This window comes from Niabella aquatica (assembly GCF_054779315.1).
On the sequence record NZ_BAAGYM010000005.1, the window covers coordinates 62,525 to 87,380 of the forward strand.

Sequence of the window (24,856 nt, forward strand, 5' to 3'; positions counted from 1 at the left end):
CCGAAATAAAAAAGATGCCTTATCGCAAGCATTTCTATAAAGATAAAGTGTTGAGCGCACTTATGAAGCAGCAGGGGCATCATGTAATCAATAAAAAGAAAAATGTATGCCTGCAGCTATGTGCTTCCGTTATGAGCCAGCAGCTAAGCACAAAAGTAGCTACGGTTATATTTTCCAGGTTTTTACAGCTGTTTACAACAAAAATACCTGGGCCTCCGGACATACTGGCGGTACCTCATGAAACATTAAGGAGCATTGGCCTTTCTAACGCTAAAGCGCTTTATATTAAAAACATATGCCGGTTCTTTATAGATAATAAATTAACGGATGCGAAGCTCGGCAAAATGAGTAATGAGGAGCTGATGGCGCTGCTTACCCAAATTAAGGGTGTGGGTCAATGGACCGTTGAGATGTTGCTAATGTTTGCACTTGGCCGCGAAGATGTATTTTCTGCCGGAGATTTAGGATTGCAAAAGGCCATGACCCGGCTATACCAGATTGAATATGCCAGTTTAAAAGAGCTTGTTCATAAAATGGAACAGATCGCTGCCGCATGGCGTCCGTACCGAACCTATGCCTGCAGGTATTTATGGCAATATCTGGATACGCCTTTAGTTCCCCTGTAATGTGCAGGTCATGTATTCTGGCACAAAAAAATGTACATCATGCTGTATTAAAGACTGGCCTATATGTTGTATTTTACGGGCAATGATTAAAATGCTGATACTATCGCTATTGCTGTCTGTTGTTATAATAAGCATGTGGGGATGTGTTTCTTACAGGAAACGTCCTGCAAAGTTGTATAACGAGGTTATCGCTAATGATAGATCCTTTGATGCAGGTATAGTACCCGGCATACAGTTTATAAACAACCAATGGGACTCGGTTATGAAAAGCAGGGTACTTTGGGCCGGTTTTTTATATCATAAAGGAATTATCAGGAACATAATATTTTCCGGGAGCGCAGTTTATTCTCCGTATTACGAGGCTAAGATCATGGGGCTGTATGCGCTGCAACTGGGCGTGCCGGCAAATCATATCTTTTATGAAACTCAGGCAGAACATAGCACCGAAAATATTTATTACGCCTATGAGCTGGCCCGGGAGCAGGGGTTTAAGACGATCGCTTTGGTAACAGATCCTTTCCAGTCATCTTTAACCAAAGGCTTTACAAGAAGAAGATTTGCTACTAAAATTCAGCACATACCTTTTATGGTAGATACGTTAAAAAAGCTCAATGATCAGGAATATACCATTGATCCCGCTCCGGCTTTTAAAACTGATTTTATATCTATAATGGAGCGTGAAAGCTGGTTTAAAAGGTTGCGTGGCACATTAGGCGCATTTATTCCCTGGGAAAACAGGGAAGGACGGAAAGCAATGCCTTTATGAATTTTAAAAAGAATAAGTAGCACTCAGTCTCCAGCCACTGCTTTTCTTAAAAGCCCCGTTCATTTGTGTTACAGGAATTTCGCCTGATTTCCGGTATAGATGATCTATACCTTTTTTTGTTTTCCAGTCAGCGTACAGCCATTCAATATGTAATCCCATATTTTTATTCAATCGGTAACCTGCGTGTGCTGTATAATTCCATCCTGTACCGTTAGCGGTTTGTATAAAACTGACGGGATGCTGAAAATCTTCCTGTATATTCCAGTTGGCAGTCGAATTATATTGCATCGGTTGAAATGATACCCGGGGCTGTATATAAACCTGGGGAGTAATATGTATCATTCCTTCTAAAAAAAACAGGGCGCCTTTCCAGCTGGCCCGGTAAGTTGTATTAAGATCAGGCATCTCATCGTCTAACAGGTAGAATAATTCCCTGTTGTTCGTGTACCCGGCTCCTGCACTTAATTTAAAAGGCTGTTTGTCAATAAAAGTATAGCTAAGCGCCATATTAAAGCAACTCATATGGCCTTTGTCGCTTCTGAAAAGGGTATCCCCGATTAGAGGTTTGATAGGTTGGGTACGGTTGTCGCCGGCATAGTCAATATCAGTAGCGCTCCCTTTGTACGTGCTTAACCTGTTATAATTAGCTTCAATAGTCCATCTTTTATAGATCGTATAATGCGCCCCAACAAAAAAACCGGCAGAATGAACGGGGTTATAGATCAGCTCCGAATAAATATTCGGGTCTTGTCCTGCTGTATTACCAGCTATTGACCATCTGAAATTGGTCCTGCGGCTTTCTGCGCCGGCTTTTATAGATAAATTACTTTTAATGGGGTTAGGAAAACCCTGCGCCTTCATTGGCAGATTCGTTACAGCAATCAGTCCAATAGAGGATAGTGTATATAAAAGAAGTTTAATGAGGCGCACAGCGATAATAATTTAAAAAGCAATATTAGGTAATTACTTCCCGTTTTCTGAAGCTGTTACAAAAATGCTAAGTTATGAAAAAAGATAACAGCTGGTAAGCTGCAGTGGCATATCGCTGCATAAGCAGGCCATGCCATTTATTCCAAACCAGTTTTTGGTAAATACCCAGATATTCATATTATGATCCAACTCTGCAAAAGCGTAAACAAACTCGAAGATAAAAAGTGCGTAAATAAATGCCGGGCGGTTCTATTGCAGCAATATTTACAAATAATTAAAAAAACAAACAAAAGGAGTCGGAGTATTGATATCCATCGCCACCTTTTCATAAAAGGTACGAACCTGGTTCCCTGTTTATGAAAATGATGTACATTTTCTATCTACTTATTCATTTCATAAAAGAAAAAACAGGGTGAGTAATGGTTGCTGATATTTTTTGCTGTGAAGATTCAAAATCGTAAGATAAGCTATCAGTAAAATATTACATCACATTAGTGAAACAACCCATTTTTTAAAATGCGGTCTTGGTATACTTTCGGGCAGCGATAAAATGCCTGACATTATGAGCGTTAAAATATACTATGAGGACTTTGCTCTGAACGAATCCCGAAAAACTACAGGCCGGACAATTACAGATGCAGATATTGTAATACATGCGGGACAGTCGGGTGATTTTTACCCGCACCACATGGATGAAGAATGGTGCAAAACTCAACCTTTTAAACACCGGATAGCGCATGGTACGTTGATCTTCAGCATAGGAGTTGGCTTGACAGCTGGTGTTATCAATGAAGTAGCCATGACCTACGGGTATGAAAGGTTACGTTTTATACGCCCGGTATATATTAATGATACCATCAGCACTACTGTTACTATAAAAGACAAAAAAGATCATAAAAGACCCGGTTATGGCATTGTTACAGAACTGCTGGAAGTGCATAACCAAAAGGAAGAGCTGGTAATGGTTTGCGAACATTTATTGATGGTAGAAAAAAGGAGTGTGGATGCCTGATATGATCTTAAAAGGAATTACGTGGAGTCATAGCCGGGGTATAACACCGTTGCAGGCAGCAGCGCAGCGTTTTACAGAGCTACGCCCCGGTATAGAAGTACAATGGCATAAGCGCAGCCTGCAACAGTTTGCTGACTATCCTATAGAGCAGCTGACGGAAGAATATGATCTTTTAATTATCGATCATCCCTGGGTAGGAACTGCTGCTGCAACGCGCTGTGTGCTGCCACTTGATGAATATTTATCTGCTGAATATTTAAAAGACCAGCTGGATAACAGTGTGGGCGCCTCTCATTTAAGCTATTATTACGATGGGCATCAATGGGCCTTGGCTGTTGATGCCGCTGCACCGGCGGCCAGTTACAGGAAGGATCTGTTGAAAGAAGTTCCGCAAACCTGGGAAGAGGTGCTGGAGCTGGCAAGGACCGGCAGGGTAGCAGTACCTGCTATACCCATAGATGTATTGATGAACTTTTATACTTTTTGTATTGCATATGGAACTATGCCATTTGCTGATACAGAAGAAGTGATAAACGAACATACCGGTATTGAGGCTTTATGTGCTATGTATGCGCTATATTCGTTGGTAGATCGATCTATGTTTGAGAAAAATCCGATAGCAGTTGCTGAAGCTATGGCTGGCACGGACAGGTATTTGTATTGTCCGTTTGCTTATTGTTATACCAACTATTCCCGTTTAGGATATGCCGGTAATCTGCTGGTATATACAGATGTAGTAAGCTATAAAGGTAAAAAACTGAGAACAACTGTGGGAGGAACCGGTCTCTCGGTATCTGCTTTCTCCAATTATAAACAGGAGGCCCTTGCTTATGCGGAAATGGTAGGCTCGCCACAGTTTCAAACCCATGGTTATACTTATAATGAAGGGCAGCCGGGGCATTTAAAGGCGTGGCAAAGTGATTTAAATAACAGGCTTACCCATAACTTTTTTGCCAGTATTTTACCTGTTATGAAAAACGGGTATATACGCCCGCGTTACCACGGGTACCTGCACTTCCAGGATGAAGCAGGGTGGTACATACAGGAATATTTACGGGGTAAGCAAAAAAGTGAAAAGCTGGTGATTGAAAAGCTGAATGCGATATACCGGGAGTCTTTGAAGAAAAATTTATCAAAAGTTTTTGCATAATGTTTTTGCCGTTAAAAGGGTTGATTGTTCTTGAATTTAGCCAATACCTGTCTGGCCCTTCTGCCGGCTTGAGATTGGCAGATCTGGGTGCGCGTGTGATAAAAATTGAACGGCCCGGCACCGGCGATCCATGCAGGAACCTGGCAATAAAGAATTTATGGATAGGGGAGGATGCGCTTAACTTTCACGCGATCAACCGTAACAAGGAAAGTTTTACCGCCGATCTGAAAAATACCGAGGATCTTGAGCTGGTAAAAAAACTGATCACTAAGGCAGATGTCATTACACACAATTTCCGGCCAGGCGTAATGGAAAAGATAGGGCTTGCGTATAGCGATGTCAGGAAGATCAATAAGCGTATCGTCTACGCCGAAATAACCGGTTATGGCAAAAAAGGCCCGTGGAAGAATAAGCCCGGTCAGGATCTGTTGCTGCAGTCTTTATCAGGCCTTACCTATACTACCGGCGATGAAGGAGATGGTCCTATGCCTTTCGGCCTTTCTATTGTAGATAGTATTTGTGGTATACATGCAGTACAGGGCATATTGGCAGCGCTTATTGGCAGGCAGAAATCGGGTATGGGGGCGTATGTAGAGCTAAGCCTTTTAGAGTCGGCAATCAGTTTCCAGTTTGAGCTTTTTACTACTCATTATCATAGCAGGCAGGGCATAAAAAGAAGCAAGGTGAGCAATGGCAATCCTTTGTTAGGCGCACCTTATGGTATTTATAAAACGGCAGATGGGTATATTGCACTGGCAATGATGAGCATGCTTTTGCTGCAACAGGCTTTGGAAACCTTTGAACTGAATGGTTACACGGAGCAGGATGTATTTGAAAAGCGCGATGAGATCAAGGGCATTATTGCAAAACAGTTGCTCACTAATAGCAGTAAATATTGGTTGCAGCGTCTGACAACATTAGGTTTATGGGCATCGGATGTAAACAACTGGGCCGCTTTAACTCAAACAGATCTTTATAAAAGCACAGGAATGGAGATAAGGATTGATGCAGGCAACAACGCAACTTATGTTACTACACGTTGCCCTATCCGTATCAATGGCGAAAAGCTGGTGGCGGATCAACCGGCACCTTTACTGGGCCAGCATACCGAAAAGATAAAAGAAGAATTTCTATTATAATGAAATTACTGCAGGATATATTAGTTGTTGATTTTAGCCAGTTCCTTTCCGGGCCCTCTGCATCCTTATGTCTTGCAGATTTCGGAGCCGATGTGGTGAAGATTGAAAAACCGGGAACAGGCGATATATGCAGGGAGTTGTATGTGTCTGATGTGGTGATTGACGGAGAGTCTTCTATTTTTCATGCCATCAACCGAAATAAGAAAAGCTATGCAGCCGATCTTAAATGTCCCGGAGATACCGGTAAGATCAAAAAAATAATTGAAAAGGCCGATGTGGTAATGCATAATTTCCGGCCGGGCGTGATGGAACGTTTAGGATTTGATTACAATAGTGTAAAGCAAATAAACCCTGCGGTTATTTATGCCAATGTAACCGGTTATGGTGAAGGTGGTAGCTGGAAACATTTGCCCGGGCAGGATTTATTACTTCAGTCTGTATCAGGCCTTGCCTGGCTGAACAATAGCAGTAATGCCAATCCTACACCTATGGGCGTTTCGGTGGTGGATATGCTGGCAGGCGGGCATCTGGCACAGGGTATTCTTTCTCTTTTATATCACAAAGGCATTACCGGTGAGGGCGGCAGCATACAGGTAAGTATGCTGGAAAGTGCCCTGGATTTCCAGTTTGAGGTATTAACCTGCTATTTCAATGATGGTGGACGGCTGCCTCAGCGCAGTGCGGTTAACAGCGGACATGCGTATGTAGCTGCTCCTTATGGTATATATAAAACAAAAGATGATTATATAACCATAGCCATGGCAGATATTGTTCAGTTAGGTTCGCTGACCGGCTGTATAGAGCTAACGGCCTACAGTAATAAAAAAGACTGGTTTGATAAAAGAGACGAAATAAAATCTGTACTGGCGCGACACCTTCTTACGAATACAACGTCTTACTGGTTAAGTATACTGGAGCCTGCAGGTGTGTGGTGCTCTAAGGTTTTAGATTATAAGCAACTGACAGAAGAAGAGGGCTATAAATTACTGAATATGGAAATTGTGGTAAAGACCAGTAATGGAATTTCCATAAAGACCACGAGATCGCCAATAACGATCGACGGTCACACGCTCTCTAATCATATTGGAGCTCCGGCATTGGGAGAACATAATGATGAGATCGATTTCAAATATAAAACAGGTGAAAAGCCTGAAGCAGTTAAAGTGAAATAACCGCTGTATACGTATTTTATAAGAATGGCTTAAAGTATTGGTTATACCTCATGATTATTGATACGCATGTACATATATGGAATGTAGAACGTTCTGGCTACGGGTGGCTGAAAAGCGCCTCGGGATGGCTGCAGCAATCTTACAGCCTGGAACAATTGGAAGCTTCCCGTATTGCGGCAGGTGTTGATGCAGGTCTGCTGGTGCAGGCAGACAATACAATGGAAGATACAGCCCTGATGTTAGAGGCTGCTAACAATCATAAGTGGATCAAAGGGATAGTGGGATGGCTGCCATTAACCAGCAGTTCAAAATCAGAACAATTATTACAATCGGTATTCTCCGGGGAAAGATATTTTAAAGGGGTAAGGCACCTGATCCATGATGAAGCCGATGATGAATGGCTATTACAGCCCGAAGTGATTGAAAGCCTGAAATTATTAGCGGCCTGTCATTTGCCTTTTGATGTGGTGGGGGTTAATGTAAATCATATAAAAACTGCCCTAAAGATAGCGGAGCTGGTTCCGGATCTTAAAATGGTGTTTGACCACCTGAACCAACCTCCTGTCAAAAGCGGTGAACAGTTCGGCGAATGGGGGCAATACATGAAGCTGGCTGCACAGCATAAAAATTTTTATGTAAAGATCTCTGGTCTGGGAACAACAGCGGGAAAAGAGAAGTTTGCTGAAGCAGCAATAAAGCCATATATAGACTTTGTATTAACAGGCTTTGGCGCTAAGCGCTGTTTTTGTGGTGGCGACTGGCCCATATCTTTACTGGCATCCGGTTACGAGGAGGTATGGAGTGTATATAAACAGGTTATCAGGGAGCTTGTCGCTGATGAGCATGAAAGGCGTTTGATATTTTGTGAGAACGCTATTTCGTTTTACAACCTGGATATGGTCTGACCGTACCGGTCTGACCAATATGACAATGCTATACTTTATAGCTGGTTCAAAAAAATAAACATAACGAATGCAATTATTTGGTGGCATATTTTTTCATGGTGTAGGCGCTTCTTCTGCTGCGTTATGTTACACCCCTGAAAAGAAAGTTAAAGGCTGGAGTTGGCAAACGTACTGGCTGGCGCAGGCTTTTGTATGCTGGTTTTTGCTGCCCCTGGTTATTGCATGGATCACAATCCCATCCCTGGGTCGCGTATTGAGCGAAGCGCCTGCTTCGGCCATGCGTAACTCGTTCCTTTTGGGAATGGCTTATGGTGTGGGCGGTACTGCTTTCGGGATGGCTATAAAACACATCGGGTTCTCGCTTACGTATGCTATTTCTGTAGGAATATCTTGTGTATTGGGCACTTTAGTGCCCCCGTTGATGAATGGCACACTCAGCGATGTGGTAAATGGAACTGGCGGCCAATGGATATTAACAGGTGTGGTGCTGGGAGCAGCAGGTATTGCTTTTTGTGGTGTAGCCGGCAGGTTGAAGGAAAAAGATGCCGCTCAAGGCCAGGCAGCCTTTTCATTTAGAAAAGGATTGCCTTTATGCCTGCTGGCTGGGGTATTGTCTGCATTGTATGGGTTCGCGATAAATGCAGGCAAACCTGTCTCGGATATTGCTGCTGATTATGGTGCGGGCAACTTCCAGGTGAACGTTGTTTATCTATTTTCTAACTCCGGTGCCTTTGTTACAACCTTGCTGTACACTCTGTGGCTGCACGTAAAAAATAAAACTTTTTCAGAATATAAGAGCATTCATCAGGGTACATTAAGCATCAATTACTTAATGGCTTTTTTAACCGGTATGTTATGGTATGGGCAGTTTTTCTTTTATGGTTTGGGGCATGTACGTTTAGGGAAGTTTGAGTTTTCGAGCTGGGCTATACACATGATCCTGCTGGTGTTTTTTAGCTCGTTAGTTGGGCTGGTATTAAAAGAATGGAAATTTACCCGTCCTGTAACCCGCCGTGTGCTTGCTTTTGCGCTGGCTGTACTTTTGCTGGCAGTATTAGTGTTAACATATGGTAATTACCTGGGAGGAATATAATATGGATTACGAACAAATTAAAGCAATTCCTATATGTATCATTGGTGCAGGCGGTATTGTAGCTGATGCGCATTTACCCGCCTATAAGATCGCCGGCTATACTATAAAAGGAATAGTGAACCGCAATAAGCAAAAGGCAATAAGGCTGGCGGAAAAATTTGGTATCGCAAAAGTGTACGACAGCCTGGAAGAAATGGTAGCTGATAATGGAACTCATGCTGTATACGATTTTGCCCTACCTGCTTCAGAGATTATATCTGTACTAAAAGTATTACCACAAAAAGCTACAGTACTGATCCAGAAGCCTTATGGAGAAAGTATGGGTGAAGCGAAAGCTATTCACTCTCTAGCACATAATAAGCAAATGCTCGCCGGCGTTAATTTTCAGATGCGTTTTGCACCTTACATTATGGAAGCGAGGAAAATGATTGCTGATGGTGAGCTGGGTATTGTTACAGATGTAGAAGTGTATGTGAATGTGCACACGCCCTGGAACCTATGGGATTTCCTGTTCGTAAAGGACCGAATGGAAATTAACTATCATAGTATTCATTATGTAGACCTGGTACGCTCTTTTTTAGGCAATCCGAAAAAAGTATTAGCGCGCACCTTTAAACATCCCGAAGCTACTCAGCTTTCTTCAGTTAAGTCCAATATAATAATGGATTATGGAGATCTGGTACGGGCAGTCATCCACACCAATCATAATCATAACTATAGCCACCATACACAGGAGTCATATGTGAAAATAGAAGGAACAAAAGGCGCTGTTAAGATGACTTTTGGTGCACTGATCAATTATCCGCATGGAACAGATGATACATTCGGGTATATTATTTTAAAAGAAGGTGGCAATGCCCAATGGCACACAAAAGATATTAGCGGAACCTGGTTCCCCCATGCCTTTATAGGAACCATGGAACAAATGTTATTAGCAAAAGCAGGCATTATTACCACACCCGAAAACAGCATTGACGATGCGCTGATAACAATGGCCTGTGTAGAAGCCGCTTATGCAAGCAATGAAAGAGATGGTGTATTGATCAATGATTTTTTATGAACCCGTTAAAGTGTATACGATGCTGAGATTAAAGTGGTTATTGATATATTGTTTGGTGCTGAACACATCATTTGCCGCAGTTATCGAAAAAGTAGTGATCGCAAACCCATTAAGCACGCAAGCCCGAGTGGTATATGGTGTAGATATCTTGAAGCAGGAACTGCAAAAACAGGGTTATGCTGTGGCTGTAACCAATACGGTTAAAAGGGCTTCTAAAAAGCAAAAGCTGGTAATTATTGAGCGCGATTTTGATGGTCTGCTCAAAAAAGAAGGTTTTTCTATAAAGGTAGATAAAAATATAATCCGTATATCCGGTGCAGACGCTTCAGGTATTTTGTACGGATGTTTGGAGCTGGCCGATAGGATAGCTGCCGGTAGGTCGGTGCCCGATTATATGAATATAACAGATGCGCCGGAAATGGTATTGCGCGGGGAATGTATTGGCCTGCAAAAACCTTACTACCTGCCCGGGAGAACCGTTTATGAGTATCCTTATACTCCTGAAACCTTTCCCTGGTTCTATGATAAAAATTTATGGGTACAGGTGCTGGATTCGATGGTAAACAACCGGATGAACTCGTTGTATTTATGGAACGGTCATCCGTTCGCCTCCCTGGTAAAATTAAAGGACTATCCTTATGCAGTAGAAGTAGATGAAGCTACCTTTAAAAAGAACGAAGATATTTTTAAATTTCTTACCACAGAAGCTGATAAACGGGGCATATGGGTCATACAGATGTTTTACAATATTTTGGTGTCAAAACCTTTTGCCGAAAAACATGCAATGAAAACACAGGACCGTGAGCGGCCTATTATTCCGTTGATATCGGACTATACCCGAAAGTCCATTGCTGCATTTGTAGAGAAATATCCTAATGTTGGTTTAATGGTTTGTTTGGGAGAAGCAATGGAAGGGATGGGTAATGACGATATGGATTGGTTCACCAAAACGATCATTCCCGGTGTGCAGGATGGCTTGAAAATTTTAGGTAAAACAGAGGAACCTCCGATCGTTTTGCGGGCACACGACACCGATGCTCCCGCTGTTATGAAAGCTGCTTTGCCATTATATAAAAATTTATATACCGAGGCTAAATTTAATGGCGAAGCGCTTACTTATGACCGCCCACGCGGTGCATGGGCCGAATTACATCAAACATTAAGTAAGCTTGGAAGTGTTCAGATAGAGAATGTGCATATATTGGCTAACCTGGAGCCTTTCCGTTATGCTTCCGCCGATTTTATTCAGCGCTCGGTAATAGGTATGCACGAGGTAATGGGAGGTAATGGATTACATTTATATCCCCAGGCTTCTTATTGGGACTGGCCTTATTCGGCAGACAGTGTAAAAGATGGTAAAAGGTTACTGCAGATCGAACGTGACTGGCTCTGGTACAAAACCTGGAGCCGTTATGCCTGGAAAGCGAAGAGGGACCGGACGGAAGAAATCGGGTACTGGAGCAAAGGTCTGGGAACTCAGTTTGGTACAAATGAAGCCGATGGGCAAAATATTTTAAAAGCTTACGAAGAAACCGGTGAGATCTCGCCCAAATTATTAAGACGCTTTGGCATTACGGATGGTAACCGCCAAACGCTTAACCTCGGCATGTTAATGACGCAGCTGATCAATCCTTACCGATATGGCCTGTTTACTTTGTTGTATGAGGCAGAAAGCCCCGAGGGAGAATCTCTGGCTGAATATGCTGATAAAGAATGGAACGGGCAAAAACATATAGGGGAAACACCGGTGCAGGTTATAAGGGAGGTAAAAGCGCATGGAGATAAAGCCGTGGCTGCAATTGATGCTGTTAAAGAGGTAACGAAGAACAATGCTGAATTTAAGCGCGTGAAGAACGATGTATACAGCTATCGGGCTTTAGCTTACCACTTTGCTTTTAAAGCCGAAACGGCTTTACAGGTACTGCGTTATAAATACTCTAACGATCTAAATGACCTGGAAAGGGCATTGCCGTTATTAAAAGAAAGTGTTGAATGGTATAAAAAGCTTACAAGTCTTACAAAGCCGGCTTACCTGTACGCTAACAGTATGCAAACCGGGGGACGGAAAATTCCATTGTCTGGTGCGGGAGGCAGGTATAAGAACTGGACGGATGTATTACCGGTTTTCGAACAGGAATTATCCATCTTTCAGCAAAGGCTGGATTCTCTCAAATATGTAAAATCCGGCCAGGTAAAAACGGTTATGCCTTTAAAAAATGCAGAGGTGAAGTTTTTAACCAATAACCAGTTTTACGTAATAGATAGTTTAGCGCAGCCTTTTTCCGATAGGGATTTCGCTATCCGGTCTTTTGCGGGCGAGCTGAAGGCGTTACGTGCGCTGAAAACTTCTTTTAAAGACCAGGTCGCTAATGGTACCGAAATTTCTTTCACCAATAAAAAGCCTGTAAAAGTGTTGGTGGGATTTTTCAGGCCACAAAAAGCCGCTTTTACAGTAGATACGACTTATTTAAAGCAGCCTGAGCTGGAAACAAATGCCGGCGCCAATGATTACGGGCAGGCAGATACCAAGATAGCCAATGCAATAATCGTTCCCGGTATGCCCCAGATGTATGTACATAGCTATGAATTCAAACCCGGTAACAATACATTAAAACTTGCAAGAGGTGTGGCTTTGATACTGGGCTTTATAGATGCTGATGCACCGTTACCGGTATATGATGCCGGCTTATATGAAAGCGGAAACAGGAAGCAGGTGGATTGGTTGTTTGAATGACCTTTATTTTATTATAGCTTGTATCTTTTTTACAAAGGTTTCAGAAACACCGGTAAAACCGGCAATTGCAGCAATAGAGAATATGCCGTCAGGTTGTTTACCACCTGCTCTTTACCTGGCGTAACACCTTATTTCCGGCTTTTTCAATATAAATATCTAATGTGTTCATCATTCTTTTTTTTATTGATCTGGTAGCGGGTTGAATATTTTTGCCTGTTAGTCCAGGTATACTCGCGTATTCGTGGCACTTAAACAGTAAGCCTTAAACATCCATATTTCATCCATATTTGTGCAGTCAGACCGGATAGTAAAAAAGTACAAATTGAAAATAAATATCCCCATCCTTTTTTACTATTCTGCAATTACCTTTATAGCATTTCATATTATTCATCGCAGATACTTTATTTAAAACGATTCATACAAATCATGATGCATTGCCATAGAGTAACCCGAAGCTTTATTTTTCTGGTATTTTTTTGTTCAGCGCTTACTGTCGCAGCACAGTCCTTTTATGATGTAACTAAATACGGAGCTAAAAAAGATAGCAGTGCCAAAGCAACGGTTGCTGTTAAAAAGGCAATTGAGGCAGCGTCAAAAGCAGGCGGCGGTACTGTGTATTTTCCAGCAGGGAAATATATAACCGGTCCTATACATTTAAAAAGTAATATTACCATTTTTATTGACGCCGGTGCTGAGCTGCATTTCAGCGATGATTTTGACGATTACCTGCCTATGGTAGAAAGCCGGTACGAAGGAGTAGATGTTACCAGCTTTTCACCCTTGTTTTATGCAAATGGAGCAGAGAATATAGCTATAACCGGCCGTGGCCTGATAGACGGGCATGGCGCTAAATGGTGGCATTTTGTGGAAGGCTATAAAGAAGAGCAGCCCCGCTCCAAATGGCAGCTGGAGTTCGACCCTTTAAATAAGGATATTTTACTACCCGATGATCCCAAGCAGATGAAGCGCGGCTTCCTTCGCCCGCCATTTATACAATTTATGAACTGCAAAAATATCCTTATACAGGGCATTACCATTCAAAATTCACCTTTCTGGACCATCAATCCGCAATTTTGCGATAATGTCACCATTCACGCAGTAACTGTTATGAACCCTCAGCGGTTAGCGCCTAATACCGATGGTATTAATCCGGAAAGCTGCAGTAATGTACGTATCAGCGATTGCTTTATTAGTGTAGGGGACGACTGTATCACTATAAAATCGGGTAAAGATCTGCCGGGAAGAACCAAGGCAAGGCCTGCAGAAAATTACAGCATTACCAACTGTACCATGCTGGCCGGGCACGGAGGGGTAGTGATTGGCAGTGAAATGAGCGGAGATGTTAAAAAAATCACGATCAGTAATTGTGTATTTGACGGTACCGACAGGGGTATCCGTTTAAAAACGGTACGTGGAAGGGGCGGTATTGTAGAAGACATAAGAGTGGATAATATTGTAATGAAAAATATACGCGACCAGGCAATTGTGATGGATATGGAATATGCAAAGTCGGCTCCGGAACCGGTTTCAGAGCGCACGCCCAAGTTTCGTAATATCAGGCTGAGTAATATAACCGCTTACACCAATGAAGCTATGTATATCAATGGAATTGAGGAAATGCCTGTAAGTGAGATCAGCCTGAATGATGTGGCATTTCATGCGAAGCAGGGTATTACTATCAGGAATGCCAAAGATATACAGCTGCATTATGTGCGGGTAAATACAACAGAAGGCAGCTCCTTAAAAGCCGATAATGTAGATCGCCTGCTGGTGAACAGTTTTGAAACAGCCACCCCTTTAGAAGATAAGCCGGTAGTGATATTAAAGAATACAAAAAACGTATTGCTTCAAAATACGTGGCCATTTGAGGGCACCAGTAAATATCTTGAAATTACAGGGGAGCAGACTAAGAATCTGAATCTGAAAAACAACCTGTTTCGTAATGAATTGATTTTGGTTGGAAAAGAAGTTGATACTAATGAGATTAAACGCGATTAAAAATTGTAACATGCGTAAAGTAAGCTTATTATACAGGAGGGCTATTATTCTTATCAGCGGCATACTGCTTGTCTTACCGGCTTTTTCACAAAACCTGAAATTATGGTATAAGCAACCGGCCACTAAATGGGTGGAAGCGCTGCCTATAGGTAATGGACGAATCGGTGCTATGATCTTTGGCGGAGTGGCATCTGACCGGATCCAGTTTAACGAAGAAACATTGTGGACCGGTGAGCCAAGGCAATATAGTCGTCCGGGTGCCTATAGGTATCTTGACAGCATCCGGCAATTATTATTTGCCGGTAAGCAAAAAGCAGCGGAAGCTTTGGCTGAAGAGCATTTTATGGGTTTGAAAAGTAAAGCAGAAGACAATACAGCATGGATCAACGCCGTTACCAAGGGTAAGCAATATGCTTCTGCAGATTTTAATGATAACGATTGGAAAACCATGAAAGTGCCAGGCTGGGATGGCTGGGAAACAGTGGGATTTGAAGGATTAGATGGAGCTGTTTGGTTACGTACCAGTTTTATTTTGCCTGACAATTGGAAAGAACAGAATATAGTGGCAGATTTTAATCGCATAAGGGATTACGATTACACTTATGTGAACGGGGTTTTGGTCGGCAGCCAGCAAAATGCCGAGGGACGAAAATACACAGTCCCTAAAAATGTGCTAAAGAAAGGAAAAAATACAATAGCTATACTGGTTTTAAATTTTGCCAATAAGGGAGGTATTTATGGGTACAAAGATACTACGGTGCATATAGGCGTTTACCCGGTAAACGATCCTGCGGCAAAAATATCTTTAAATGGCTATTGGAAATATCATGTGGTAAACGACAACCCGCCGCCTGCGGGTGTTTACCAGGACAGCTACCAGCCTTTTGGCGATCTGCACCTGCAGTTCCCCGAAATTTTGGGTTACATAAATTATACACGGGAGCTGGATATTTCCAAAGCAGTGGCTAGTATTTCTTACACCCTAAAAGGCGTGAATTATAAAAGGGAGTATTTTGTTTCAGCGCCTAACCAGGCGCTGGTAGCGCATCTTACAACCACTAAAAAAGGCAGCCTCAGCTTTAAAGCTATTGTTAGTAGTCCGCACCGCGATTATACGGTTACAAAACTAAACAATCATACAGTAATGCTCTCGGTTAAGGTACGAACAGGAGTGCTGAAGGGAGTAAGCCATCTGCAGGCGGTTATAAAAGGAGGAAAGCTGACTGCAGATAAAGGAGCCCTTGTGATTGCGAATGCTGACGAAGCCACACTTTATTTAACGGCGGCCACCTCGTATAAAAATTTCAGCGATGTGAGTGCTTCCCCGGCGCAGGTTTCTGCAAAAGCCTTGCAGGCATTGCAGGACCAAACTTACGAAAGCCTCAAAGCAGCTCACATTTCAGAATATAAGAAATGGTTCAATACTTTTTTTATTAGCCTGGGCGAAGATTCAAGAGCAGCCATACCTACCGATGAAAGGCTAAGCCGGTTTTCCGATGGAAAAGATCCTGCTTTTGCAGCGTTATACCTGCAGTACGGAAGGTACCTGCTGATCTCTTCATCACGCCCGGGTACAAAACCAGCTAATTTACAGGGCATCTGGAACGATCTGGTTGATCCGCCCTGGGGTAGTAAATACACCACCAACATCAATGCTGAGATGAATTATTGGCCTGCGGAATTGCTGAACTTATCACCTATGCATCAGCCACTGTTCGATATGATCCGCGATTTAGCCATTACCGGCAGGCAAACTGCAAAAGACCATTACAATGCACCGGGCTGGGTGCTTCATCATAATACCGATTTATGGCGGGGAACCGCGCCTATCAATGCCGCTAATCATGGTATCTGGCCTACTGGTGGCGCATGGTTAGCCACACATTTATGGGAACATTACCGGTTCACCCAGGACAAAAAATTCTTAAAAGATACCGCTTATGTTATTATGAAAGAGGCGGCGCTCTTTTTTGACCATTGCCTGGTGAAAGATCCTAAAACGGGCTATCTCATCAGCACGCCGTCTAATTCACCCGAACAGGGCGGCCTGGTAGCAGGACCAACAATGGACCACCAGATCATACGTGCTTTGTTTAAAAGTGTAATTGAAGCCGGAACAATTTTAAATATAGATGCAGATCTCAGGAAGAGGTTGAGTGGAAAATATGCGCAGATCGCACCAAACAGGATTGGTAAATATGGTCAGTTGCAGGAGTGGATGCAGGATATAGATGATCCAAACAATAAGCATCGGCACATTTCGCATTTGTGGGGCATGTATCCGGGCAACGAAATTAATTATGATGAAACACCAGCTTTAATGAACGCTGCAAAGCAATCTTTAATATTTCGCGGAGACGAAGCTACCGGCTGGAGCCTGGGCTGGAAAATAAATTGCTGGGCACGATTTAAAGACGCAGAACATGCTTTTCACATGGTCCAAATGTTATTACGCCCCGTAATCAATGGCTCGGGTAGCTATCCGAATCTTTTTGATGCCCACCCGCCATTTCAGATTGATGGCAATTTTGGGGGCGCGGCAGGTATAGGTGAAATGCTGATTCAGAGTCACACCGGCTTTATTGATATTTTTCCTGCTTTACCGGTAGCTTTTGCTAATGGTGAGGTAAAGGGTATTAAGGCAAGGGGAGGTTTTGAGCTGAATTTTAAATGGAGCGCCGGTAAGTTACAGTCAATGTCTGTAAAATCGCTGGCAGGGCAGCCTTTGAAAATCAGGTATAATGGGCAAACCGTAAATATTGCAACGCAAAAAAACAGGACTTATCATTTTAATGGATCGCTTCAGGAATTATAAAGAAACCTTGAATATCGTTTTGGCTTTTGTAAAAGTTTTGGATAAATATGCTCTCCGCAGCCGGAGCGTGCGGCTATGTGTTGCGGTTCTGGCAGCGGTCGGCATGTTTTGCAGCGCTGCTGTCAGCTATGCACAAACTCCCCCTTCCGGGTTTGTCTCCCAAGGCGCGAGAGCGGTAAGGTCAGATATCGATCTCAATAGCAACTGGCGAACGATGGCCGGTAACGATGAAAAACCTGTTCCGGCTGCATTTCAGAGAAATATAGATGACAGTAAATGGCATCAGGTAAACGTTCCCCATAACTGGGACGATTATTATGGTTATCGCCGGCTGTTGCATGGCAACAAGCATGGCGATGCCTGGTACCGCAAAAAGATCAGAATTAAGCAGTCAAAAGCAGGTAAACGTTTTTTCCTGTTTTTCGAAGGAGCAGGATCTTATGCAACAGTTTATATGAATGAAAAAAAAGTGGGAGCGCATGCGGGAGGCAGAACCACTTTTACAATAGATATAACTGATCAGATCAGTACAGACGGTTCCGAAAATATACTGGCGGTTCGGACATGGCACCCGCCGTTTATACAAGATCTGCCCTGGGTTTGTGGTGGATGTAGCGATGAACGGGGCTTTAGCGAAGGATCTCAGCCTATGGGTATTTTCAGGCCGGTACATTTGATCATAACAAATGATGTGCGCATTGAGCCTTTTGGTGTGCATGCCTGGGCTAATGTGCAGGCCTTTCGCTCTTTGTTGAATATAGACGTAACTGTTAAGAATTATAATGCATCTGCCAATAAAAATATTACCGTTTTAAACGATGTGCTTGATAAAGAAAACAAACTCGTGGGAAGAGTTACAAAAGGGTATTGTTTAAAAGGTTTTGACTCTGTCGTTATTTCAGGCAGGGATATAGTTGTTAATAATCCCGTCTTATGGTCGGTAGAAAATCCGTATCTCTATAAAATAAAAACAACTGTAAGAGTAAATAATAAAACCGTTGATGAAGTGATAACCGATTTTGGCTTCAGAACAGTTCAATGGAGAACACCCACTAACCAGTTTGTTTTAAATGGTAAGCCTGTCTTCATTAATGGAGTTGCAGAGTATGAGCATTTAATAGGCCAAAGTCATGCGTTTACTAAAGAGCAGATTGTATCCCGGGTCAAATGGATAGAGGCTGCCGGTTTTAATGCATTCCGTGATGGGCATCAGCCACATAATCTGTTATACGGTAAATTATTTAACGAGAAAGGCATTTTATGGTGGACACAGCTTTCGGCGCATGTTTGGTATGACACGCCGGAATTCCGGAATAATTTCAAAAAATTGTTAAAAGAGTGGGTTATTGAACGCCGTAACGATCCATCGGTAGTTATGTGGGGATTACAAAATGAAAGTACATTACCGAAAGCCTTTGCAGAGGAATGCACTAACCTGATACGGTCGCTGGATCCTACTTCTGCTGCTCAGAGATTAGTTACCACCTGTAATGGTGGTGAAGGCGCAGACTGGAATGTGCCGCAGAACTGGACAGGTACTTATGGCGGTAATCCTGATCTGTATGGTGAAGACCTGAAACGGCAGGTATTGGTAGGCGAGTATGGCGCGTGGCGTACTTTAGACTTGCATACTGAAGGAGGCTTTGCTCAGAACGGCCCTGTAAGTGAAGACCGCTTTACCCTGCTGATGGAAAAAAAATTGCGCCTTGCGGAATCAGTAAAAGATAGTGTGGCGGGTCATTACTTCTGGCTGCTCACCTCGCATGAGAATCCCGGCCGGGTGCAGGGTGGCGAGGGATTAAGGGAGATGGACAGGGTAGGGCCGGTTAATTACAAAGGTATGTTAACCCCATGGGAGGAGCCTGCAGATGTGTTTTATATGTTTCGCAGCAATTATGTACCGGCTCAAAAAGAACCAATGGTTTATATTACTTCCCATACATGGCCCAACCGCTGGATGACACCAGGAATTAAAGATTCTATAATCGTTTACTCTAATTGCGATGAAGTAGAGCTGTTCAATGATATAGACAATGCTTCTTTAGGAAAGCAAAAGCGAAATGGCAGGGGTACCCATTTTATGTGGAATAAAGCGGATATCAGGTATAATGTTTTATATGCTGTTGGATATGTAGATGGGAAGGCAGTTGCAAGAGATACAGTGGCTTTGTATCATCTGCCACAGGCGCCAGGTTTAGGCAAATTATACGAGGCCGGAACGAATGTAACTATAGCGCAAAAAGGGATGAACTATGTTTACAGGATCAATTGTGGAGGTGGCGATTATACAGATAAAAATGGTTATTTATGGAGGGCTGATAAAACAAAGCAGGGCCCCGCAATGATAACGAATGAACCGGGGGCTCCAATAACTTTGTCGTGGACCAATTCCTTTCCGGAGCTGCCTGCAAACTTTGCCTCGCAGCGAAGCGTGTCTGTTCCACTTAAAGGTTCGGGCGATGGAAAGCTGTTTCAAACCTTCCGTTACGGAAAAGATCAGCTTAAATTTGTTTTCCCGTTACCTGCAGGAAATTATTTGGTAGAGCTGTATTTCATAGAGCCCTGGATCGGTATTGGAAGCAATATGGACGGTTCGGGTATGAGGATTTTTGACGTTGCTTTTAATGACGAAACCGTTTTAAATGATTTTGATATATGGAAAGAGGCCGGAGCCAACAGGGTGATTAAAAAAATAATTCCGTTTACTGTTAAAAATAATAATCTTACCATAAGCTTTCCCGAATCAAAAGCCGGACAGGCTATTATTAGCGCGATAGCTGTTGCAACCAGTAATCAGGAAGTGAAGCCAGCACAGTCATTACCTGATGTGGCGTTGATAAGAAGGCCGGAGTCAGAGATTAAGATCCGGTCCTGGATGGATATTGGTGACAAGGTATTTACGGATAAACAAATTGAGTTTAATGAATTACCATCGGTTCTCTTTGGCGCCGAATGGATGCAAAGAGCGAAGCATAATTCAGGCGTGTTAAATTTCTCCACACCGTTCGGCGCAGATATTTATATAGCTGTTGATGAGCAGCAGCAAATACCAGGGCAGATCAAAGACTTTGAAAATACAAATTCCTTTATTGTAACAGATGAAAATGGGGGGAGAAAGTACAGGGTTTATAAAAAGCGATTTGAGCCGGGACGTAATTTTGATTTTACGGGAACACAAGACTGGTTGATTGCCATGATGTTCAGGTCAAACATGCAACCGGCATACGACTTAAAACCTACTACTTCTTATAAATCGGGAATAGCAATCATCAATAATCATGTACAGAAACAGGAGGTTTCAGGCAGCGAAAGGACCGTAGTAACGGGCAGCGGAGAGGCAGAGATCGTGTGGCCTGTATCGACAGGCGTGGCAGATGTTTATTCCATTACGGTTAAATACAACAATCCGCTGGAGCAGGATATGACTGGTGCTATACAATTGTTTGATGTGAGTGGCGTTAAAATGATAGAAGCTCCGGCCGCCTTTAAATTTACAAGGCCTGGAAAATGGAATTATATTACCATACATACAGGAAATATGATCAATGCGGGGCACTATAAAGTGAGGCTTGTTACAAAAAATGCAAAAGGATTGATAGTTTCTAACATTGATATACAATAATCATGATGTATTAGCGAATGAAAAAACTATTGTTAATATTGGTTTTGGCAGGTTCCTGTATCACTGCAAATACCCAGGTTTTGCGCGTGGTCAATACCCGGTGTGAGTATAGTATTAACCCGATTGGAATAGAGCAGCAGCAACCTGCATTCAGCTGGGAGATACAGGCGTTTGAAAAAGATATAGAACAGTCGGCCTTCCATATTCTTGTAGCGGATGACAGTTTGATATTGGCTAAAGGGGAAGCTAATGTATGGGATTCCAGGAAGATAAACAGCACTGATAATGTACAGGTGCTTTATAAAGGCCCGAAGCTGCAGCCGGCAAAAAAATATTACTGGAAAGTAATGGTTTGGGATAAAAAAGGCAATCGGTCTGCTTATAGTAAAGCTTCTCATTGGCAGATGGGCTTATTAGGTCCCAATGATTGGATGGGCGCCCGGTGGATCGCTTATGATATCTTACCCGACAGTAACAGGTATGTGCCTTTAATACATGGGAATGGTAAAAAGGAGTGGGGAAAGCGTGCAGATGTATTGCCGCTTTTCAGAAAGGAAATTGAGATACAAAAAACCATCAAAATGGCAACAGCCTTTGTTTCCGGCCTGGGCCATTTTGAAATGAGCATTAATGGCTCTAAAGTGGGGGATCATTTTCTCGATCCCGGGTGGACACAATATGCAAAGCAGGCACAGTATGTAACATTTGATATAACCAGCCAGTTGCGTAATGGTGCTAATACTTTTGGGGTAATGCTGGGTAATGGTTTCTATTATGTTCCTGGTGAGCGTTACCGGAAAATGACAGGCGCTTATGGCTATCCCAAAATGATTGCCCGTATTTTAATTCAATACACGGATGGCACCTCAGAAAATATAGTTACCGATGCCTCTTGGAAAACAGCACCATCACCTGTTTATTTCTCAGGTATTTATGGCGGTGAAGATTATGATGCAAATAAGGAGCTGAAGGGCTGGAACAAGCTGGGCTTTAATGACGCATTATGGAAACAGGCCGTAACTACAACCGGTCCTGAGCTTGTAGCTCAGCTGGGAATGCCGGTAAAGGTAATGCAGCGCTTTGCGCCGGTGAGCAAAAAAAATATCAGGCCCGGGGTTTGGGTATATGACCTGGGACAAAACTTTTCCGGTATCCCATATATTGAAGTGAGTGGTAAAAAAGGCGATACCGTTCGCATCTATCCTGCAGAGTTATTAACCGATAGTGGTACGGCTAATCAAAAGCATACCGGTTCACCGCATCTGTACACCTATATATTAAAAGGGGATGGCATTGAAAAATGGCAACCGCGTTTTTCTTATTATGGGTTTAGGTATCTGCAGGTACAGGGCGCAGCTCCCAAAGGGAGCAATACTACCCAATTTCCTGTTCTGCATAAAATAGAAGGGTTGCATATCAGGAACAGTGCTTTGGTATCAGGGAACTTCAATAGCTCGAATGAGTTGTTCAATAAAACATATCAGTTGATCTTATGGGCATTGAATAGTAATATGACCAGCGTATTTACAGATTGTCCGCACAGGGAAAAGCTGGGATGGCAGGAACAGGTGCATTTAATGGGAAATGCTATTCAGCATAATTATGATATTGCATCTTTTGCTCAAAAAATAATGCGGGACATACGTACGCAGCAATTGCCCGATGGCCTGGTTCCTGCTACCATCCCTGAGTTTACAGAAATGCATTTTGCTGATGGCTATTTTCGTGATTCACCCGAATGGGGCAGTACGGCTATTATTTTTCCCTGGTATATGTACCTGTGGAGTGGAGATAAACGTTTCCTTACAGACAATTACTCAGCTATGCAGCGTTATTTCGCTTACCTGCAGTCAAAGGACAGCAGTTATATTTTAATGCATGGTCTGAGCGACTGGTACGATCTGGGCCCTGACAGGCCGGGCTTCAGCCAGCTTACGCCCATGGGTTTAACGGCTACTGCTTACTATTACTATGATGCGGTGCTGCTTCAAAAGATTGCGAAGCAGTTAGGTAAAGCAGAAGACGAAAAGCGGTTTGGCACAATAGCCGCAAGTATCAGGGCTGCTTTTAATAAAAAATATTTTAATGCCGCAACAAAACAGTATGGCAGTGGTAGCCAAACAGCTAATGCCATGTCCCTGTTCATGGGTCTTGCAGAACCCCAATACCGGGAGGCGGTACTGAATAATCTGATAGCTGATATTAAAGGCCGGGATAACAGGCTTACTGCAGGTGATATTGGCTATCGTTATGTATTAAAGGCATTAGAACAGGCCGGGCGCTCAGATGTTATTTACGATATGAACAGCCGGAGCGATGTGCCTGGTTACGGTTATCAGCTACAGCAGGGGGCTACAGCGCTTACCGAATCCTGGCAGGCATTGCCCAATGTTTCCAACAATCACTTTATGTTGGGGCACTTAATGGAATGGTTTTATACCGGTCTTTGTGGCATAGGCCAGGCAGAGGGTTCGGTTGGATATAAGCATATTGAAATACGTCCGCAACCGGTTGGCAATATAAAGGAGGCAAAGGCTACTTACCGGTCTGTGAATGGGCTCATATCAGTTCAATGGAAGAAGAGTGATGGGGTATTGCATTTAAATATTGTTATTCCGCCAAATTCTAAAGCGACTGTTTACTTCCCGGGAGCGTATAAAAAGGAGCCGGTAAAAGTGAATTCCGGGGCTTATAGCTTTAGCTTAAAATAGTTATTAATAAGTATAGGGATGAAAAAATATATAGCATTTTTTATTTTATTTTTTATATCGTACTGCACATTTGCCCAGACAGTCAAAGCTGTTCCACAGGCGGAAATGCAGAAAATATATGAAGAAGTAAAAACACCTTATAAATACGGGCTGGTGGTACTGCCTCCCGGCGGAGGAAAAAAAATAGACTGCCCTACTATTTATCGTTTCGGCAATACCTGGTATATGAGCTATATAGCGTTTGATGGCAAAGGATATGAAACATGGCTGGCAAGCAGTAAAGACCTTTTGCACTGGAACAACCTGGGCAGGCAAATGTCTTTCACTGTTGACGGCTGGGATAGTCATCAGAAAGCCGGTTATAATGCGCTTGTGGATACAAAGTGGGGCGGAGATTATCATTTAAAAAAGTACAGGAAAAAATACTGGATGTCCTACTTTGGCGGTTCCTCTTCAGGATATGAGCCGGAACCGCTTTCTATAGGAATAGCATATACTAAAAAGAAGCCTGTAAAAGCTTTTGAATGGCAACGCTTACCCGGCCCAGTGCTTTCTTCCTCAGATAAGGATGTAAGGTGGTGGGAAAACCGAAATAAGCTTTTTAAAAGTTATATAATTGAGGATGGAGCAGGGAAAACCGGTTATAAATTCATTATGTATTATAATGCTGTTGGGGATTCTTTACCTGATAACAAGCCCACCCGCTGGTATGAGCGGATCGGTATGGCGGTATCAGATGATATGCTTACATGGAAAAGGTTTCAAAAGGAACCTGTGGTGCATCACTTCCGTGGTATCACCGGCGACCCGCAAATACAGAAGATCGGTAATGTTTGGGTAATGTTCTATTTTGGCGCCTTCTGGAAAGGACGCGAAGCAGAGGCTTTCAACCGCTTTGCCTGCTCTTATGATCTCATCAACTGGACAGATTGGGATGGTGCCGATCTGGTTAACTCAACTATTGATATAGATAAAAAATATGCGCATAAATCTTTTGTGCTAAAGCATAATGGCGTGGTTTATCATTTTTATTGTGCGGTTGATGAAAAGGATAACAGGGGTGTTGCAGTGGCTACTTCTGTGGATAAGGGTAAAAGTGGTTTGAGGTTTTGACAACGCACTG

The 24,856-nt window shown here is 42.9% G+C and carries 16 protein-coding genes; 15 read left to right on the forward strand and 1 reads right to left on the reverse strand.

Annotated elements, in window-relative coordinates:
* Nucleotides 1-14 precede the first annotated feature (14 nt).
* Together ACYVBM_RS05305 and ACYVBM_RS05310 are read left to right on the forward strand one after the other, a co-directional pair.
* Nucleotides 15-626 carry a DNA-3-methyladenine glycosylase family protein gene (locus tag ACYVBM_RS05305; RefSeq protein ID WP_460684586.1) on the forward strand — a complete coding sequence of 204 codons (612 nt, stop codon included), beginning with the start codon at nt 15-17 and terminating at the stop codon, nt 624-626.
* A gap of 82 nt (nt 627-708) precedes the next feature.
* Nucleotides 709-1,392 carry a YdcF family protein gene (locus ACYVBM_RS05310; RefSeq protein ID WP_460684587.1) on the forward strand — a complete coding sequence of 228 codons (684 nt, stop codon included), beginning with the start codon at nt 709-711 and terminating at the stop codon, nt 1,390-1,392.
* 3 nt (nt 1,393-1,395) lie between these two features.
* Here the strand turns inward: ACYVBM_RS05310 and ACYVBM_RS05315 are convergent, their stop codons facing one another.
* Nucleotides 1,396-2,322 carry a hypothetical protein gene (locus ACYVBM_RS05315; RefSeq protein WP_460684588.1) on the reverse strand — a complete coding sequence of 309 codons (927 nt, stop codon included), beginning with the start codon at nt 2,320-2,322 and terminating at the stop codon, nt 1,396-1,398.
* A gap of 562 nt (nt 2,323-2,884) precedes the next feature.
* On the opposite strand from ACYVBM_RS05315, the gene ACYVBM_RS05320 reads away from it, so the two are divergent.
* The 13 genes from ACYVBM_RS05320 to ACYVBM_RS05380 all read left to right on the forward strand — a co-directional run bounded on the left by ACYVBM_RS05320 (nt 2,885) and on the right by ACYVBM_RS05380 (nt 24,846).
* Nucleotides 2,885-3,334 (forward strand): MaoC family dehydratase, encoded by a 450-nt coding sequence (locus ACYVBM_RS05320; protein ID WP_460684589.1) that lies wholly within the window; start codon nt 2,885-2,887, stop codon nt 3,332-3,334.
* Entirely contained in the window at nt 3,327-4,484 is a 1,158-nt protein-coding gene (locus ACYVBM_RS05325; RefSeq protein ID WP_460684590.1) for an ABC transporter substrate-binding protein, read from the forward strand. The genes ACYVBM_RS05320 and ACYVBM_RS05325 overlap by 8 nt, the downstream gene beginning before the upstream one ends.
* Complete coding sequence (locus ACYVBM_RS05330) at nt 4,484-5,623, forward strand: CaiB/BaiF CoA transferase family protein (RefSeq protein WP_460684591.1); 1,140 nt, start codon at nt 4,484-4,486, stop codon at nt 5,621-5,623. The genes ACYVBM_RS05325 and ACYVBM_RS05330 overlap by 1 nt, the downstream gene beginning before the upstream one ends.
* Nucleotides 5,623-6,795, forward strand: a complete 1,173-nt coding sequence (locus ACYVBM_RS05335) for a CaiB/BaiF CoA transferase family protein (RefSeq protein WP_460684592.1) — start codon at nt 5,623-5,625, stop codon at nt 6,793-6,795. Before ACYVBM_RS05330 ends, ACYVBM_RS05335 begins: the two co-directional genes overlap by 1 nt.
* Nucleotides 6,796-6,845: 50 nt before the next feature.
* On the forward strand, nt 6,846-7,700 hold the full coding sequence (locus ACYVBM_RS05340; protein ID WP_460684593.1) for an amidohydrolase family protein: 855 nt from the start codon (nt 6,846-6,848) through the stop codon (nt 7,698-7,700).
* Nucleotides 7,701-7,767: 67 nt separating this feature from the next.
* A complete protein-coding gene (locus ACYVBM_RS05345; RefSeq protein WP_460684594.1) occupies nt 7,768-8,793 on the forward strand; it encodes an L-rhamnose/proton symporter RhaT in 1,026 nt (341 codons plus the stop codon).
* Between the two features lies 1 nt (nt 8,794).
* A complete protein-coding gene (locus tag ACYVBM_RS05350; protein ID WP_460684595.1) occupies nt 8,795-9,853 on the forward strand; it encodes a Gfo/Idh/MocA family protein in 1,059 nt (352 codons plus the stop codon).
* Between the two features lie 19 nt (nt 9,854-9,872).
* Nucleotides 9,873-12,587 (forward strand): alpha-d-galacturonidase, encoded by a 2,715-nt coding sequence (locus ACYVBM_RS05355; RefSeq protein WP_460684596.1) that lies wholly within the window; start codon nt 9,873-9,875, stop codon nt 12,585-12,587.
* A 426-nt stretch (nt 12,588-13,013) separates the two neighbouring features.
* A complete protein-coding gene (locus ACYVBM_RS05360; RefSeq protein ID WP_460684597.1) occupies nt 13,014-14,585 on the forward strand; it encodes a glycoside hydrolase family 28 protein in 1,572 nt (523 codons plus the stop codon).
* Nucleotides 14,586-14,595: 10 nt separating this feature from the next.
* A complete protein-coding gene (locus ACYVBM_RS05365; protein ID WP_460684598.1) occupies nt 14,596-17,400 on the forward strand; it encodes a glycoside hydrolase family 95 protein in 2,805 nt (934 codons plus the stop codon).
* Nucleotides 17,345-21,022, forward strand: coding sequence for a malectin domain-containing carbohydrate-binding protein (locus ACYVBM_RS05370; protein ID WP_460684599.1), 3,678 nt, complete (start codon nt 17,345-17,347; stop codon nt 21,020-21,022). The genes ACYVBM_RS05365 and ACYVBM_RS05370 overlap by 56 nt, the downstream gene beginning before the upstream one ends.
* Before the next feature lie 17 nt (nt 21,023-21,039).
* Nucleotides 21,040-23,733 (forward strand): family 78 glycoside hydrolase catalytic domain, encoded by a 2,694-nt coding sequence (locus tag ACYVBM_RS05375; RefSeq protein ID WP_460684600.1) that lies wholly within the window; start codon nt 21,040-21,042, stop codon nt 23,731-23,733.
* Nucleotides 23,734-23,751: 18 nt separating this feature from the next.
* On the forward strand, nt 23,752-24,846 hold the full coding sequence (locus tag ACYVBM_RS05380; protein ID WP_460684601.1) for a glycoside hydrolase family protein: 1,095 nt from the start codon (nt 23,752-23,754) through the stop codon (nt 24,844-24,846).
* Nucleotides 24,847-24,856: the final 10 nt, after the last annotated feature.

Coding starts and splice junctions, on each gene's coding strand:
- ACYVBM_RS05305 (WP_460684586.1), top strand. CDS start 15: ATGCCTTATCGCAAGCATTTCTATAAAGATAAAGTGTTGAGCGCACTT.
- ACYVBM_RS05330 (WP_460684591.1), top strand. CDS start 4,484: ATGTTTTTGCCGTTAAAAGGGTTGATTGTTCTTGAATTTAGCCAATAC.
- ACYVBM_RS05320 (WP_460684589.1), top strand. CDS start 2,885: ATGAGCGTTAAAATATACTATGAGGACTTTGCTCTGAACGAATCCCGA.
- ACYVBM_RS05350 (WP_460684595.1), top strand. CDS start 8,795: ATGGATTACGAACAAATTAAAGCAATTCCTATATGTATCATTGGTGCA.
- ACYVBM_RS05380 (WP_460684601.1), top strand. CDS start 23,752: ATGAAAAAATATATAGCATTTTTTATTTTATTTTTTATATCGTACTGC.
- ACYVBM_RS05325 (WP_460684590.1), top strand. CDS start 3,327: ATGCCTGATATGATCTTAAAAGGAATTACGTGGAGTCATAGCCGGGGT.
- ACYVBM_RS05365 (WP_460684598.1), top strand. CDS start 14,596: ATGCGTAAAGTAAGCTTATTATACAGGAGGGCTATTATTCTTATCAGC.
- ACYVBM_RS05360 (WP_460684597.1), top strand. CDS start 13,014: ATGATGCATTGCCATAGAGTAACCCGAAGCTTTATTTTTCTGGTATTT.
- ACYVBM_RS05375 (WP_460684600.1), top strand. CDS start 21,040: ATGAAAAAACTATTGTTAATATTGGTTTTGGCAGGTTCCTGTATCACT.
- ACYVBM_RS05355 (WP_460684596.1), top strand. CDS start 9,873: ATGCTGAGATTAAAGTGGTTATTGATATATTGTTTGGTGCTGAACACA.
- ACYVBM_RS05310 (WP_460684587.1), top strand. CDS start 709: ATGATTAAAATGCTGATACTATCGCTATTGCTGTCTGTTGTTATAATA.
- ACYVBM_RS05345 (WP_460684594.1), top strand. CDS start 7,768: ATGCAATTATTTGGTGGCATATTTTTTCATGGTGTAGGCGCTTCTTCT.
- ACYVBM_RS05340 (WP_460684593.1), top strand. CDS start 6,846: ATGATTATTGATACGCATGTACATATATGGAATGTAGAACGTTCTGGC.
- ACYVBM_RS05335 (WP_460684592.1), top strand. CDS start 5,623: ATGAAATTACTGCAGGATATATTAGTTGTTGATTTTAGCCAGTTCCTT.